Annotated in this window: 12 protein-coding genes; 11 read left to right on the top strand and 1 reads right to left on the bottom strand. The window is 59.5% G+C overall.

Annotated elements, in window-relative coordinates; genetic code table 11:
• The first annotated feature begins 1 nt into the window (after nucleotide 1).
• From ACK83U_RS11715 to tnpA, 9 genes are all read left to right on the top strand, one after another.
• Nucleotides 2–1261, top strand: coding sequence for a hypothetical protein (locus ACK83U_RS11715; protein WP_112609486.1), 1260 nt, complete (start codon nucleotides 2–4; stop codon nucleotides 1259–1261).
• A gap of 17 nt (nucleotides 1262–1278) precedes the next feature.
• Nucleotides 1279–1692 carry a hypothetical protein gene (locus tag ACK83U_RS11710; protein ID WP_162708068.1) on the top strand — a complete coding sequence of 138 codons (414 nt, stop codon included), beginning with the start codon at nucleotides 1279–1281 and terminating at the stop codon, nucleotides 1690–1692.
• 7 nt (nucleotides 1693–1699) lie between these two features.
• Nucleotides 1700–3025 (top strand): Tol-Pal system beta propeller repeat protein TolB, encoded by a 1326-nt coding sequence (gene tolB / locus ACK83U_RS11705; RefSeq protein ID WP_376766881.1) that lies wholly within the window; start codon nucleotides 1700–1702, stop codon nucleotides 3023–3025.
• Nucleotides 3026–3178: 153 nt separating this feature from the next.
• Nucleotides 3179–3712 (top strand): peptidoglycan-associated lipoprotein Pal, encoded by a 534-nt coding sequence (pal, locus tag ACK83U_RS11700; RefSeq protein WP_015340980.1) that lies wholly within the window; start codon nucleotides 3179–3181, stop codon nucleotides 3710–3712.
• A gap of 156 nt (nucleotides 3713–3868) precedes the next feature.
• Nucleotides 3869–4879 carry a tol-pal system protein YbgF gene (ybgF, locus tag ACK83U_RS11695; RefSeq protein ID WP_112609482.1) on the top strand — a complete coding sequence of 337 codons (1011 nt, stop codon included), beginning with the start codon at nucleotides 3869–3871 and terminating at the stop codon, nucleotides 4877–4879.
• Between the two features lie 5 nt (nucleotides 4880–4884).
• Nucleotides 4885–6210, top strand: a complete 1326-nt coding sequence (gene tilS, locus ACK83U_RS11690; protein ID WP_112609480.1) for a tRNA lysidine(34) synthetase TilS — start codon at nucleotides 4885–4887, stop codon at nucleotides 6208–6210.
• A gap of 115 nt (nucleotides 6211–6325) precedes the next feature.
• Entirely contained in the window at nucleotides 6326–8269 is a 1944-nt protein-coding gene (gene ftsH / locus ACK83U_RS11685; protein ID WP_041677649.1) for an ATP-dependent zinc metalloprotease FtsH, read from the top strand.
• Between the two features lie 368 nt (nucleotides 8270–8637).
• The gene (gene glmM, locus ACK83U_RS11680; protein ID WP_112335047.1) at nucleotides 8638–9990 is read left to right on the top strand and encodes a phosphoglucosamine mutase; all 1353 of its coding nucleotides are present in this window, start codon (nucleotides 8638–8640) and stop codon (nucleotides 9988–9990) included.
• Between the two features lie 178 nt (nucleotides 9991–10168).
• Nucleotides 10169–10603: an IS200/IS605 family transposase gene (gene tnpA / locus ACK83U_RS11675; RefSeq protein WP_412474850.1), complete on the top strand. Its 435-nt coding sequence runs from the start codon at nucleotides 10169–10171 to the stop codon at nucleotides 10601–10603.
• Between the two features lie 96 nt (nucleotides 10604–10699).
• Here the strand turns inward: tnpA and ACK83U_RS11670 are convergent, their stop codons facing one another.
• Complete coding sequence (locus ACK83U_RS11670) at nucleotides 10700–11260, bottom strand: SH3 domain-containing protein (protein ID WP_112604072.1); 561 nt, start codon at nucleotides 11258–11260, stop codon at nucleotides 10700–10702.
• Between the two features lie 323 nt (nucleotides 11261–11583).
• Between ACK83U_RS11670 and ACK83U_RS11665 the strand changes: the two genes are divergently transcribed.
• Nucleotides 11584–12435, top strand: coding sequence for an outer membrane protein (locus tag ACK83U_RS11665; RefSeq protein ID WP_015340974.1), 852 nt, complete (start codon nucleotides 11584–11586; stop codon nucleotides 12433–12435).
• A gap of 244 nt (nucleotides 12436–12679) precedes the next feature.
• A complete protein-coding gene (locus tag ACK83U_RS11660) occupies nucleotides 12680–13513 on the top strand; it encodes an outer membrane protein (RefSeq protein ID WP_112604074.1) in 834 nt (277 codons plus the stop codon).
• Nucleotides 13514–13518: the final 5 nt, after the last annotated feature.

The following is a 13518-nucleotide window of genomic DNA, read 5'->3' as shown; positions in this document are numbered from 1 at the left end:
CATGAAGCGCAGTCTTGCTACATCTGCTGTCATTCACATCCTGGTGCTGATCGGCGCCATGGTGTCGCTGAGTGCGCCGGCGCCGTTGGAGACGCCGGAAAGCACGGCAATGGATGTCGACATCGTGACGGCGGATCAGCTGCAGCAGGGTGAGAAGAAGGCGCCGGTGACGGATCACGTCTCGCGCAAGCAGACGACGAAGCAGGATCAGGTCGCCAACGCCCAGAACGTCGGCGAGAACAAGGTCGATATCAAGAACCCGGTCGTGCCGACGCAGCGGCCGGAGAGCGAGACTGCGGCTCTCGCGCCGAAGAAGGTGGAGACGCCTGTCCCGCAGGACGATCCGAGGCCGAACGACGTCAAGACGATCGAGCAGAAGGAAACGGAGGCCGCGCCGAAGGAAGTGGCCGCCATTCCGCAGCAGAAGCCGGATGTGACGCCAACACCAAAGCCGGATGTCACTCCGCCGACGCCGAAGGCCGATGCAACGCCGACCCCGCCGACCCCGCCGACGCCACAGCCGACCGAGCAGGCTGAAATCCAGCTGCCGAACAATGTTCCGTTGCCCAATGTAAAGCCGCAGCCGACGCCACCGAAGGCTTTGGATTCGAAGCCAGAGACCACGCCCCCGACGAAGCCGGACCCCAAAGTGGCCAGCGCCAAGCCAACGGACAAGACCGCAACCCAGAGCATCAGTAAGGAAAAGTCCGCTGACGACGGCAAAAAGGACGCGGATAAGAAGCGCGAGTCCGCCAAGGGACCTAAGCAGAGCCAGAGCGATTTCAATGAAGATCAAATTTCGGCAATGTTGAACAATACATCGTCGAAGGGCGGTGCTGCGCGGTCGTCCAAGCAAGCTTCCGCCGGTGCGGATACGCAGGTTGCTTCACGTGGCGGGATGAAATCGCTCGGCGGTGGCAAGCTCAGCCAGAGCCAGAAGGACGGTTTGCGCGATCTTATTGGTAAGAACTGGAATGTTGTCCCCGGCATGGAAGGGGCAAGCGATGTCACGATCAAGGTTCACGTTCGACTCGACAAGTCAGGCGAGATTGTCGGCACACCGGAAGTTTCCGTCAGTGGCGGCCCGGCTACGACGCAGCAAGCGCTAAGGGGTGCCGCCGAGCGTGCGGTACTGAAAAGCCGTGCCGATCTGCAAAAGGAAGTGAACGCCGGGGGATTGTTGCCGCCGGACAAATATGATGGAGCGGACGGCTGGAACGAGTTGGTGCTCAACTTCGATCCGAGAGACTTGGGGCTGTGATGCGGGAATTGCAGTCTATGACAAATCACTGTCCGCACATGGGTCTCAGCCTGCTTATGGCCTTGGGGATGATGCTGACGGCTCCCGAGGTGACGCACGCGTCGCATGCCACTGCCCCTGCCGCCGTGCAACCGCATGAAAATTCGGCTACGAACAGCCTGCGCGAGGATGTCGCGAAAAACTGGAATTTCCCTCGCGGCCTAGCGGGATCGAAGTATGTCCGCGTCCGGGTGCATCTCAAGCTCAACCGAAGCGGAGAGATTGTGGCCGAGCCGAAGGTTACCGTGACCGGTGGCCCCAAGGCGACGCAGCAAGCCATGGCGGCAGCCGCAATGCGAGCTGTGCTTCGGGCTGCCCCGTTCAAGAACCTGCCAATAGATCAATATGACACCTGGAAAGAAGTTAGCCTTAACTTCGCACCGGCTCTGTGACGAATTAATGCTGAAAGGCTTGGCACATATGATCAGAAAATCCTTCGTCCGCCTCCTGGTGGTGCTAGCAGGCCTGATGGCTGTGGCATCCACTCCGGCCTATGCCGTGGTCGAGCTCAATATCAATAAGGGCAACGTCCAGCCCATGCCGATCGCTATCACCGACCTTCTGTCGAATGATACGCTCGGCCCGCAGATCTCGAGCGTCATCGCCGCCGATCTGCAGCGCTCCGGACTGTTCGCTCCGATCAACAAGCAGGCCTTCATCGAGAAGATCACCAATCCGGATTCGACCCCGCGCTTCCAGGACTGGACCTCGATCAATGCGCAGGCCCTGGTGACCGGCCGCGTGACGCAGGAAGGCGGCCGCCTTCGTGCCGAATTCCGCCTCTGGGATACGTTCGGCAACAGCCAGATGATCGGTCAGCAGTTCTTTGCCCAGCCGGATAACTGGCGGCGTGTCGCGCACATCATCGCCGATGCGATCTATCAGAAGATCACTGGCGAAAAGGGCTATTTCGATACCCGCGTCGTTTTCGTCGCCGAAAGCGGCCCGAAGACAGCCCGCAAGACGCAGCTCGGCATCATGGACCAGGACGGCGCCAACGCGCGCATGCTGACCGACGGCAGCGACCTGGTACTGACGCCACGCTTCTCGCCTAATCGCCAGGAAGTGACCTACATGTCCTTCGCCAACCAACAGCCGCGCGTCTATCTGCTGCAGCTGCAGACGGGCCAGCGCGAACTGGTTGGCAACTTTCCGGGCATGACCTTCTCACCGCGCTTCTCGCCGGACGGGCAGCGCGTCATCATGAGCCTTCAGCAGGAAGGCAATGCCAATATCTACACGATGGATCTGCGCTCGCGCACCACGACCCGTCTGACGTCTACGGCCGCGATCGATACCTCGCCATCCTATTCGCCCGATGGCACGCAGGTTGCCTTCGAAAGTGACCGCGGTGGACAGCCGCAGATCTATGTCATGAATGCCGACGGCTCCAACCAGCGCCGCATCTCCTTCGGTAATGGCTCCTACTCCACGCCGGTCTGGTCGCCGCGCGGCGATCTGATCGCCTTCACCAAACGGGCCGGCGGCAACTTTTCCATCGGCGTCATGAAGCCGGACGGTTCCGGCGAGCGAATCCTGACCTCCGGCTCCTACAGCGAAGGACCGACCTGGGCGCCGAACGGCCGCGTCATCATGTTCTTCCGCGCGCCGTCGGGTGCGAGCGGACCGCAAATTTATTCGATCGATCTGACCGGTTATAACGAGCAGAAGATCCCGACCCCTGGCTTCGCTTCCGACCCGGCATGGTCGCCGCTGCTCGAGTAGCGGGAAGGGCCGCCACGTTATCGCCGCAAAGTCCTGTGAGTGGACCGTTTGGCGACAATTTTAGGACATCATTAACCATACTTGTTGGAATCCGATTAACCGAACCCGGTTACAGTCTGGCAACCCTGATAGAGACTTAAGGAGAGACCGGCCATGAGCCGCACCGCAACCCAGGCCGTTGGCCATATGCAGAACCTCGCCCGCAACCCGATCATGATCGCGCTTTTCGTTGGCCTTTCTCTGGCCGGCTGCGCTTCCAAGAAGGGTCTGCCGAACGATGCCAACGGTCTTGGCCTGAACGGTGCCGGCAATGCCACTCCGGGCTCGCCGCAGGACTTCACGGTCAATGTCGGCGACCGCATCTTCTTCGTTGTCGACAGCTCCTCCATCAGCTCCGAAGCAGCACAGACGCTCGATCGTCAGGCTCAGTGGCTCGCCCGCTATCCGAACTATTCCATCACGGTTGAAGGCCATGCTGACGAGACCGGCACCCGCGAGTACAACCTTGCTCTCGGCGCGCGCCGCGCTGCCGCCGCGAAAAGCTATCTCGCTTCGCGTGGTGTCCCGGCGAACCGCATGAAGACGATTTCGTATGGCAAGGAGCGCCCGGTCGCTACCTGCGACAACGAGTCCTGCTGGTCGCAGAACCGCCGCGCGGTCACCGTGCTCAACGGCGCCGGCTCCTGATCGTCAAAGACCAATCGAAATGCAAAAGGCGGCCTAGTGCCGCCTTTACTTTTTTGACCACACTTTGGCCGAACTCCGTTGCTTTTTGAGAGCAATTGTAAAAATCTCCTGTTCGAGCCCTCCGGCCCGAAGAATCAATAGGACAGGACGATCCATATGAGAAAACTTGTCGTGGCGAGCATGCTTTGTCTCGCTGCCATCGTGGGTAGCGAGCGCGATGCTTCTGCCTTGTCGTTGTTTGGAATGCATCTCGGAGGCCGCGATGCCTCCGCGCAGGTGGCTCCCGGCAACGCAAATCAAAGACAAGCGCAATACGGCCAGGCACCTGTCATCAACGTCCAAAACAGCGATGCCGAAATGCGCCTTCAGCAGCTCGAAGACCAGATGCGCCAGCTGAACGGCCGCGTCGAGGAGATGAGCTACCAGCTTCTCCAGATGCAGGAGCAGATCCGCAAGGCACAGGAGGACAACGAATTCCGCTTCCAGCAGCTGGAAAAGCGCGGCGGCAGCGCGCCTGCGTCGGGCGGCACCATGAAGAAGAGCGAGGCCGATGTCCCCGCGCAGAGCGGCGGCAATCAGGACGATATTGCCGGCGTTATCAGCAACTCGCAGAATGGCAGCACCGCAGGTGCACGCGGCGCCGGCTCTGGCAAGCCGCCAAGCGAGCTTGGCTCTATTCAGTTCGACCAGGGCGGCGACCAGATCGGCTCCTCGATTACAGGGGCCAACAACGGTTCGGGTACGCCGCCAAGTGCAGGCTCCAGCTCGCAGACGGCATCGCTCGGCAGCGAGAACGATCAATACAAGGCTGCCTACGGCCACGTCCTGTCCGGCGACTATAGCGTCGCCGAACAGGAATTCCGCCAATATCTCGACAGTTATCCCGGCAGCTCGCGGGCCGCGGATGCGAATTTCTGGCTCGGCGAAGCGCTTTATTCGCAGGGCAAGTACAATGATGCTGCCAAGACTTTCCTGAATGCTCATCAGAAATATAGCACTTCGGAAAAGGCGCCCGAAATGCTCCTGAAGCTCGGCATGTCCCTGGCCGCTCTCGACAACAAGGATACCGCCTGCGCCACGCTTCGCGAGGTCACCAAGCGTTATCCGAAGGCCTCCAAGGCTGTGACCAGCAAGGTTGCCAGCGAACAGAAGCGGCTTGCCTGCTGACCGCCATGTCCATTGACGCTGTGACCAGCGATGCCACAGCCATTACGCCTGAAGCCGCAACCAGCGAATTTCTGCATTCTCTCTCGAAGCCTGCTCATATTCTCGTCGCCGTTTCGGGCGGCAGCGATTCCACCGGGCTTCTGATTGCCCTTGCCGAGCGGCTGAAATCCCATCCTCACGACGATATTACCCTTACCGCAGCAACGATCGACCATGGCTTGCGTGCCGCATCAGCGGACGAAGCGCGAGAAGTCGCGGCACTCTGCGCCTCGCGCGGTATTTCCCATTTTATCCGTCGCTGGGAGGGGGAAAAGCCCGGAACCGGCATCATGGCCGCAGCACGTGAAGCGCGTTATGCGCTGCTTGCGGAGCTCGCCGCCGAGATTTCGGCCGATGCGATCGTAACCGCCCACACGTGGGACGATCAGCGCGAGACGATTGCCATGCGCGGCGCGCGGCGGGGGCAGGGCGGTTATGGCACGGGCATCGCCGATGCGGTTCTGTTCGATCGGCGTATCTGGATTGTCAGGCCGTTTCTCGCTTGCCGGCGGGCTGAAATCAGGACCTATCTCGAGACGCGCGATGTATCCTGGCTCGACGACCCCAGCAACGAGGATGCGCGATACGAGCGCGTACGCACCCGCATGGAGCTTGCAAGGGAGCCGGTGGCCGAAATGCCGGCTGATGGTGGCGCCGATCGCGCCGCGCTTTCCGAGCGGGCTGCAGTGTGGCTGGACGAGCATGTCGCAATCCATGCGGGTGCGCTCTGCGCCGTCGCGCGGCCCGGTCTGTCCGCTGATGCAGCGGTCGTTGCCTATACCCTGTCTTATCTTGCCGCCATCTTCGGTGGCAGTTCCTATCCGCCGGGACGTACGCAAATGGAGCGTGTTCTCGAATTTGTGAACGGTGCGAACCTCGGACGGCGTACGGCGGGAGGCGTGATCTTCGATCTGCGGCGCGATGCGCTTTATCTTATGCGGGAGAGCCGCAATATCGCTCCGGTTTCGGTCCTGCCTGGTGAAAAAGTCAACTGGGATGGCCGCTTTGAAATCGAGAATTTCGGCCAGACGGCAGTCCGCGTCAGCGCTCCGGGGGCGGGAAATGCGACGATTTTTCCGGCAAATCTGCCGGGAGGCGTGGTGAAACGCGCTCAGGCGGCGATGCCGTCGATCGTGCCGGAAGGAGGGGACAAGGCGGCGAGCGTCGCGCTTCTACCCCGTCTCGCGCCCTTCGACCGCTTTTTGACACGATTTGATCTCACATTTGCCAACAGCCTCTCAGTCGCTTTCGGACGTGAAGCCTATAGGCGGCTGCCGATTTCGGCCCTATAGACGGAAAAAACATGCGGCGATGCGGTTTGCCTTGGCAAGGGCTTGGCGCAACCCTATGTTAGGGATCAAGTAATACCGCCGCTTGACGGCGGGAGTTTCAGTGCTGGGGAGTTCGATGAACCCTAATTTTCGTAATTTCGCTCTGTGGGCAATCATAGCCTTGCTGTTGATTGCCCTGTTCAGCATGTTTCAGAACGCGCCGGCACAAACAGGCTCCAGGGAAATACCGTATTCGCAGTTCCTTCGGGAAGTTGATTCCGGCCGCGTTCGTGACGTTACTGTCACCGGCAACCGCGTCGTCGGCAGCTATGTCGAAAACGGCACGCCCTTCCAGACCTATGCTCCGGTCGTGGATGACAGCCTGCTTGAGCGCCTGCAAAGCAAGAACGTCAACATCGTCGGCCGTCCGGAATCGGATGGCTCCTCGAGCTTCCTGAGCTATCTCGGCACGCTGTTGCCGATGCTCCTGATCCTCGGCGTCTGGCTGTTCTTCATGCGTCAGATGCAGGGCGGCTCGCGCGGTGCCATGGGCTTCGGCAAATCGAAGGCAAAGCTTTTGACGGAGGCGCATGGTCGCGTCACTTTCGATGACGTCGCTGGTGTCGATGAAGCCAAGCAGGATCTGGAAGAAATCGTTGAATTCCTGCGCGATCCGCAGAAATTTCAGCGTCTTGGCGGCCGTATCCCGCGCGGCGTTCTGCTTGTCGGCCCTCCCGGTACTGGTAAGACGCTTCTTGCGCGCGCCATTGCCGGCGAAGCCAATGTGCCGTTCTTCACCATCTCCGGCTCTGACTTCGTCGAGATGTTCGTCGGCGTGGGCGCAAGCCGTGTCCGCGACATGTTCGAGCAGGCCAAGAAGAATGCACCTTGCATTATCTTCATCGACGAAATCGACGCCGTCGGCCGTCATCGTGGCGCCGGTCTTGGCGGCGGTAACGACGAGCGGGAGCAGACGCTCAACCAGCTGCTGGTCGAGATGGACGGCTTCGAGGCCAATGAAGGCATCATCCTGATCGCCGCGACTAACCGTCCCGACGTTCTCGATCCTGCGCTGCTGCGTCCGGGCCGCTTCGATCGTCAGGTCGTGGTGCCGAACCCGGATATCGTCGGACGTGAACGCATCCTCAAGGTTCATGCCCGCAACGTGCCGCTGGCGCCGAACGTCGATCTGAAGACGCTCGCTCGCGGCACGCCCGGCTTCTCCGGTGCCGATCTCATGAACCTCGTCAACGAAGCTGCCCTCATGGCCGCCCGGCGCAACAAGCGCCTGGTCACCATGCAGGAATTCGAAGACGCCAAGGACAAGATCATGATGGGCGCCGAGCGCCGCTCTTCGGCCATGACCGAGGCGGAAAAGAAGCTCACCGCCTATCACGAAGCCGGTCACGCCATCACGGCACTCAAGGTTGCCGTCGCCGACCCGCTGCACAAGGCGACGATCATCCCACGTGGCCGTGCGCTCGGCATGGTCATGCAGTTGCCGGAAGGCGACCGCTACTCCATGAGCTATACGTGGATGGTGTCGCGGCTCTGCATCATGATGGGTGGCCGCGTTGCTGAAGAACTGACTTTCGGCAAGGAAAACATCACCTCCGGTGCATCCTCGGATATCGAGCAGGCGACCAAGCTTGCCCGTGCCATGGTCACGCAATGGGGTTTCTCCGATCAGCTCGGTCAGGTTGCCTATGGCGAGAACCAGCAGGAAGTATTCCTCGGCCACTCGGTTTCGCAGTCGAAGAACGTGTCCGAGGCGACCGCGCAGACGATCGATAATGAAGTCCGCCGCCTGATCGATCAGGCTTATCAGCAGGCCAAGGATATCCTGACAGAGCATCACGATGGCTTCGTGGCGATCGCCGAGGGCTTGCTCGAATATGAGACGCTGAGTGGCGACGAAATCAAAGCTCTGCTTCGTGGCGAAAAGCCGGCGCGCGATCTCGGTGACGATACGCCGCCGAGCCGTGGCTCGGCCGTGCCGAAGACCGGCGCGAAAAAGGACGGCTCGCTCGGTGCCAAGGGTGACGAGCCCGAAGGCGGTTTCGAACCGCAGCCGCGTTAAGGCGTGAGAGGTTCAAACCTCGAAATTGAAAGGCCAGCCCATGAAAATGCGGCTGGCCTTTTTGCTGAAAGGTCCAGGGGGAGGCAATGGGCCGAGCTGCAGACCCTTTGCATATTGCCACATCAGTCTGAAATAACGGAGACGCGGCAGGCTGTGGATCGGACCATGTCCGTCACGATCCGATGCAGTTTTTTAGTGCTTATTAATGGTAACGCGGTGTAATAGGCGTTCTCGGTAATTTAAGTGCCGAATTTTACAATCTATGGCATTAGCCAGAAGCATCGATGTTTGCAGTGCCGCGGGTTTCCAAGCGGCGATATCGATGCCGCCGTATTCCTCGCGAGGACGCGGCAACGACAGGAGTGCATATGAAACGCCGTTATTTCGGAACTGACGGAATTCGCGGTCAATCCAACATCTATCCGATGACGCCAGATCTTGCCATGCGCGTGGGTATCGCTGCCGGCACGATCTTCCATCGAGGCAGCCATCGCCATCGGGTCGTCATCGGCAAGGATACGCGCCTTTCCGGCTATATGCTGGAAAATGCCATAGTGGCAGGCTTTACCGCAGCCGGCGTCGATGCCTTCGTTCTCGGACCTATCCCGACGCCGGCAGTCGCGATGCTGACGCGCTCGCTGCGCGCCGATATCGGCGTCATGATCTCGGCTTCGCACAATCCCTATCAGGACAATGGCATCAAGCTTTTCGGCCCTGATGGCTATAAGCTCTCCGACGATCTCGAAATGAAGATCGAGGATATGCTCGACAAGGACATGTCGGAGCATCTGGCCAAATCGGAGAATATTGGCCGCGCCAAGCGTATCGACGGTGTCCACGATCGCTATATCGAGCATGCCAAGCGTACGCTGCCGCGCGATGTGACGCTGCAGGGGCTGCGGATCGCAATCGATTGCGCCAATGGTGCCGCATACAAGGTTGCCCCGGCCGCCCTTTGGGAGCTTGGCGCCGATGTCGTGACCATCGGCAATGAGCCGAATGGCACGAATATCAATCTGAATTGCGGCTCCACCAGCCCGGTCGCCCTGCAGAAGAAGGTGGACGAAGTGCGTGCCGATATCGGCATTGCGCTGGATGGCGATGCCGATCGCGTCATCATTGTCGATGAAACCGGCACGATCATCGATGGCGACCAGCTGATGGCCGTCATTGCTGAAAGCTGGGCCGAGAGTCAGACGTTGCGCGGCAATGGCATTGTCGCAACCGTCATGTCCAATCTCGGACTGGAGCGGTTCCTCGACGATCGCGGCATGTCGCTTGCGCGCACAGCTGTCGGCGACCGCTATGTCGTCGAGCATATGCGCCAGCACGATTACAATGTCGGCGGCGAGCAGTCGGGTCATATCGTGCTTTCCGACTACGGCACCACGGGCGACGGTCTGGTGGCTGCACTGCAGATCCTTGCCGCAGTGAAGCGCACGGGCAAGCCGGTCAGCGAAGTCTGTCGCCGTTTCGAGCCGGTGCCGCAGCTGCTGCGCAATGTCCGTATTTCCGGCGGCAAGCCGCTGGAGGATATTCATGTGCGCCAGGCGATCGCCGATGCAGAAAGCGAGCTGTCCCGCAACGGCCGGCTGGTGATCCGCCCCTCCGGCACGGAACCCTTGATACGCGTCATGGCGGAAGGGGACGATCGCGGCCAGATCGAGCGTATCGTCGGCGGGTTGATCGACGTGATCTCGAGCGTGCGTTCGGCTGCCTGAGCAGGCAAAAGATGTAATTGCGGATAAAATAGCATGGCCGTCCTATCGGGCGGCCATTATGTTATATCCCTAAATAAACCTCCACCTACGGTGGAGGACTGGACGAGTTCTACACGGTAGTTGAGAGACCTTCTGCTTGGATCGCTGGCGTGGCCCAGACTTCGAACAAGGAGGTTATATGGATGAACAAACGCTCTCGCATGCGACGTGGGACTGCAAGTATCACATTGTTTTTGGCAGCAAATACCGAACGAAAAGACTTTACGGGGACGTGCGGCGTGAGTTGGGGGAGCTCTTACGTCGGCTGGCACAGCAGAAAGGCTGCCAGATTGAGGAGGGTCATTTGATGCCCGACCACGTGCATATGTTGATATCGATCCCGCCGAAATATTCGGTTGCGCATATTGTCGGCTTCTTGAAGGGCAAGACGGCCCTTTACGTTGCCAACAAATATGCGCGCAAGCGCCGCTACAAAGGGTATCACTTTTGGGCGCGCGGGTATTTCGTCTCGACGACGGGCTACAACGAGCAGGTCGTCAGACAATATATCCGTAATCAGGAAAAGGCCGACAAAGCTTCCGACTTTGCCGACCTCTTCAATCGTAGCTACTAGGCGCTAACAATACCGCTTCTAGCGGTTCAAGCGCAGCGTTTCAAACCTCCACCTCTGGTGGAGGTCATGACTTTCGGTTTCGGAATGACGGCAGTTCTACCGGAACATTTCTCCGGGATAAGCGCCCCAGAGCTTGTCCTGCCGGATATAACCCCTGATGGGGTGGTCGCGGACGGAGATGCGGCACCACGTTCCGGTGCAGGATTGCAGTGAAACCAGCACGCGGGGCTGCAGCTCAGCGATAGTCGTGGCGGCGGGATTCGGATCGGCGCGCAGCGTGGCATTCTTCGCCAGCCAGGGGGCGATCAGGGCCGTACGCGCTCCCGAAAGCAGGGCGCTGTGCATCCAGCCGGTAACGCCCGTATCGTCACGAACCTGCCGCCAATGGCCGTATTCGTCGATGATCTCCAGGGGAAGACCCGGCTTCATATAGATCCATTTCGTGGCATAGATCGTCGACGGGCCGACGCGCATGCGCGCCTTTTGGGCGCGGAGGGAAACATAGCGTGGGATCGGCAAGCCGGTTTCACGCCCCTTGTTCCATGCGGTGGCTGTGGCGGTTACCGGCTTTACCGGCATCGCGCCTGCCAGGACGGCAGAGCTCAGAAAGATCAGAGCAAGGCCCAGGCCGGCCGATATTATGCGATGGTAAGTCAATGACTCCCTCCTGAGTTATCTCCCCGGCGACAGCACTGTAATGGTTCGATTCTTGCCAAACGGTTTAGGAACTGCCGCCTCTGGGTTCATCCGCAGATCCGGTGCCTGAGTTAAAAAAGGAGGTGGGCGCCGCTTCTTATCTCGTTCTCTTCATTCAAGTATCAATTTTCTCTAATATATGAAGCAAAGTATAATTCCTAAATAAACACGGTAAATATTCGTAGTTAATCAGGTTTTAACTCCTTTTCATCATTATTCCCGTCATGTCATTTCAATTGGCAAGCTTTTGCTGTGCCAAGGGCAAGAAATTTGGAGCCAAAGCCATGATGAAAACCCTGATTGGGGCACTTGCCACTTTGCTTGTCGGCACGTCGGCCTTTTCTGCTGATCTTTATACGCCCGAACCGGTACAGCCGGCGCCGGAAGTGACGGTCGCTCAATCCAGCGGCTGGTATCTGCGTGGCGATGTCGGCTATGCCTTCACGAACCTGCGCGGCGCGAACTACTTCCAGGGCTCCAATGCCAGCCTAGTCGATTTCGATCGCGCCAAGCTGGATGGCAATGTCACGCTCGGTGGCGGTGTCGGTTACCAGATCAACAACTACCTTCGCACGGACTTGACGCTCGACTATCTCTTCAAGTCCGATTTCAAGGGCTCCACGAAGGGCGATTGCGGTGCCTGCGGCCCGGGCTTTACTCCGACTGCGGCAACCTCGCGCGATCTTGCCTCCCTGACGGCCTATAGCTTGCTTGCCAACGCTTATGTCGATCTCGGCACCTACGGCATCTTCACTCCCTATGTCGGCGGCGGTCTCGGCGGCACTTACGTCAAGTGGAGCAATCTGAAGAACACGTCCTGCTCCGACGCCAACCCGGATTCCTGCGACGGAACGGTCTCGCATAACGGCCGCGGCAGCTGGCGCTTTACCTATGCGCTGATGGCCGGTACCTCCATCGATCTGACCTGCAACCTCAAGGCGGATGTCGGTTATCGTTATCGCCACGTTCAGGGCGGCGACATGTTCGGTTACAACGAGAATGGCGGTCCCGGTTACGACAAGGGCCTGAACCTGCACGAAGCCCGCATCGGTGCCCGCTATACGTTCGGAGGCTGCCAGACGGCAAGCTACATGCCGCCGGCCGATATCCCGGTCCAGGCACCGGTTTACAAGTAAGCAATATCCATTCAAGTTATTGAAAAGCCGTCCGGTTTCTCGCCGGGCGGCTTTTGTTTTTCCTCTATCCCGTTAAGCAATTCTCCGTCGCCTTAAAGCTTCATTAACCATGAATTCCTTATGGTTAATGAAATGAGAATGGCGGTCCTCCCGCCTCGACCCCGACTTATGGGGACATCGAAGGGAGGGAAAGCCAGCCGATTCGACGCGCGTGCGTCGACCCGAGGATGGAAGGCGAGGGGTAATGATCCGTTTTGACGCTTTGGCGCTGGCCGCGGCGATGGCAGGCGCATCGGCTGGTGTTGCGTTTGCGGCCGATGCGACACCGCCGGAAATCAAGATGTCGGAGGTGAGTGTCAAGGATGCCAAGGGATGGTATGTGCGCGGCGATGTCGGCTATGCCATAAATGCCAGCCGCACCGACACGAAATCTCGCGCCTATGATCTTGCCGGTGGCGATTACCGTTCGAGCAGCTTTGATTCGACCCGGTTCGGCGGGGATTTTTCCGGCGGTCTCGGTGTCGGCTATCAGTTCAACGATCTGTTCCGCGCGGATGTGACGGGCGATTTTTTCAGCGGTGATTTCAATGGCCGCATTTCGAGCGATTCGCCTTGTTCCGGCGCGGCTGGTGGCACGGGATGCTCCACGAGAGCTCGTTCTTCCTTCAGGGCCGGCAGCCTGATGGTCAACGGCTATGTCGATCTCGGGACGCTCGCCGGCTTCACGCCCTATGTCGGTGCCGGCCTCGGCGCCACGCGGGTTTCCTGGAGCAGCGTCGACGCCATCGGCTCCTGTGTCAATGGCACGTCGGGCTGCGGCGGCGCTGCCTCAGTCAGTGCACGCTATCCTGGTGACAGTGACTGGCGCCTGACCTACGCCTTGATGGCGGGTGTGGCTTATGAGGTTGCGCCGAATATCAAGGTCGATCTTGGCTACCGCTTCTCCCATATCGCGGGTGGTGACATGTTCGGCTATTCCGCCGCAGATTCGGCTGTAGGCGCCGGCGGCACGGCAGGCCGTGACGGCGCGTTGTCGCGCCATGAGATTCGCGTGGGCTTGCGGATCACTACTTGGTAAAGCCC

Origin of the sequence: Rhizobium sp. WW22 (genome assembly GCF_047041135.1) — a bacterium.
Lineage (GTDB): Bacteria > Pseudomonadota > Alphaproteobacteria > Rhizobiales > Rhizobiaceae > Rhizobium.
This window is presented reverse-complemented; position numbering and strand designations above follow the sequence as displayed.

Bases quoted from the DNA above. Each gene is read 5' to 3' on its own strand.
- ACK83U_RS11715 (WP_112609486.1), top strand. From the start codon at position 2: ATGAAGCGCAGTCTTGCTACATCTGCTGTCATTCACATCCTGGTGCTG.
- glmM (WP_112335047.1), top strand. From the start codon at position 8,638: ATGAAACGCCGTTATTTCGGAACTGACGGAATTCGCGGTCAATCCAAC.
- ftsH (WP_041677649.1), top strand. From the start codon at position 6,326: ATGAACCCTAATTTTCGTAATTTCGCTCTGTGGGCAATCATAGCCTTG.
- tilS (WP_112609480.1), top strand. From the start codon at position 4,885: ATGTCCATTGACGCTGTGACCAGCGATGCCACAGCCATTACGCCTGAA.
- tnpA (WP_412474850.1), top strand. From the start codon at position 10,169: ATGGATGAACAAACGCTCTCGCATGCGACGTGGGACTGCAAGTATCAC.
- ACK83U_RS11665 (WP_015340974.1), top strand. From the start codon at position 11,584: ATGATGAAAACCCTGATTGGGGCACTTGCCACTTTGCTTGTCGGCACG.
- ACK83U_RS11660 (WP_112604074.1), top strand. From the start codon at position 12,680: ATGATCCGTTTTGACGCTTTGGCGCTGGCCGCGGCGATGGCAGGCGCA.
- ACK83U_RS11710 (WP_162708068.1), top strand. From the start codon at position 1,279: ATGACAAATCACTGTCCGCACATGGGTCTCAGCCTGCTTATGGCCTTG.
- pal (WP_015340980.1), top strand. From the start codon at position 3,179: ATGAGCCGCACCGCAACCCAGGCCGTTGGCCATATGCAGAACCTCGCC.
- ybgF (WP_112609482.1), top strand. From the start codon at position 3,869: ATGAGAAAACTTGTCGTGGCGAGCATGCTTTGTCTCGCTGCCATCGTG.
- tolB (WP_376766881.1), top strand. From the start codon at position 1,700: ATGCTGAAAGGCTTGGCACATATGATCAGAAAATCCTTCGTCCGCCTC.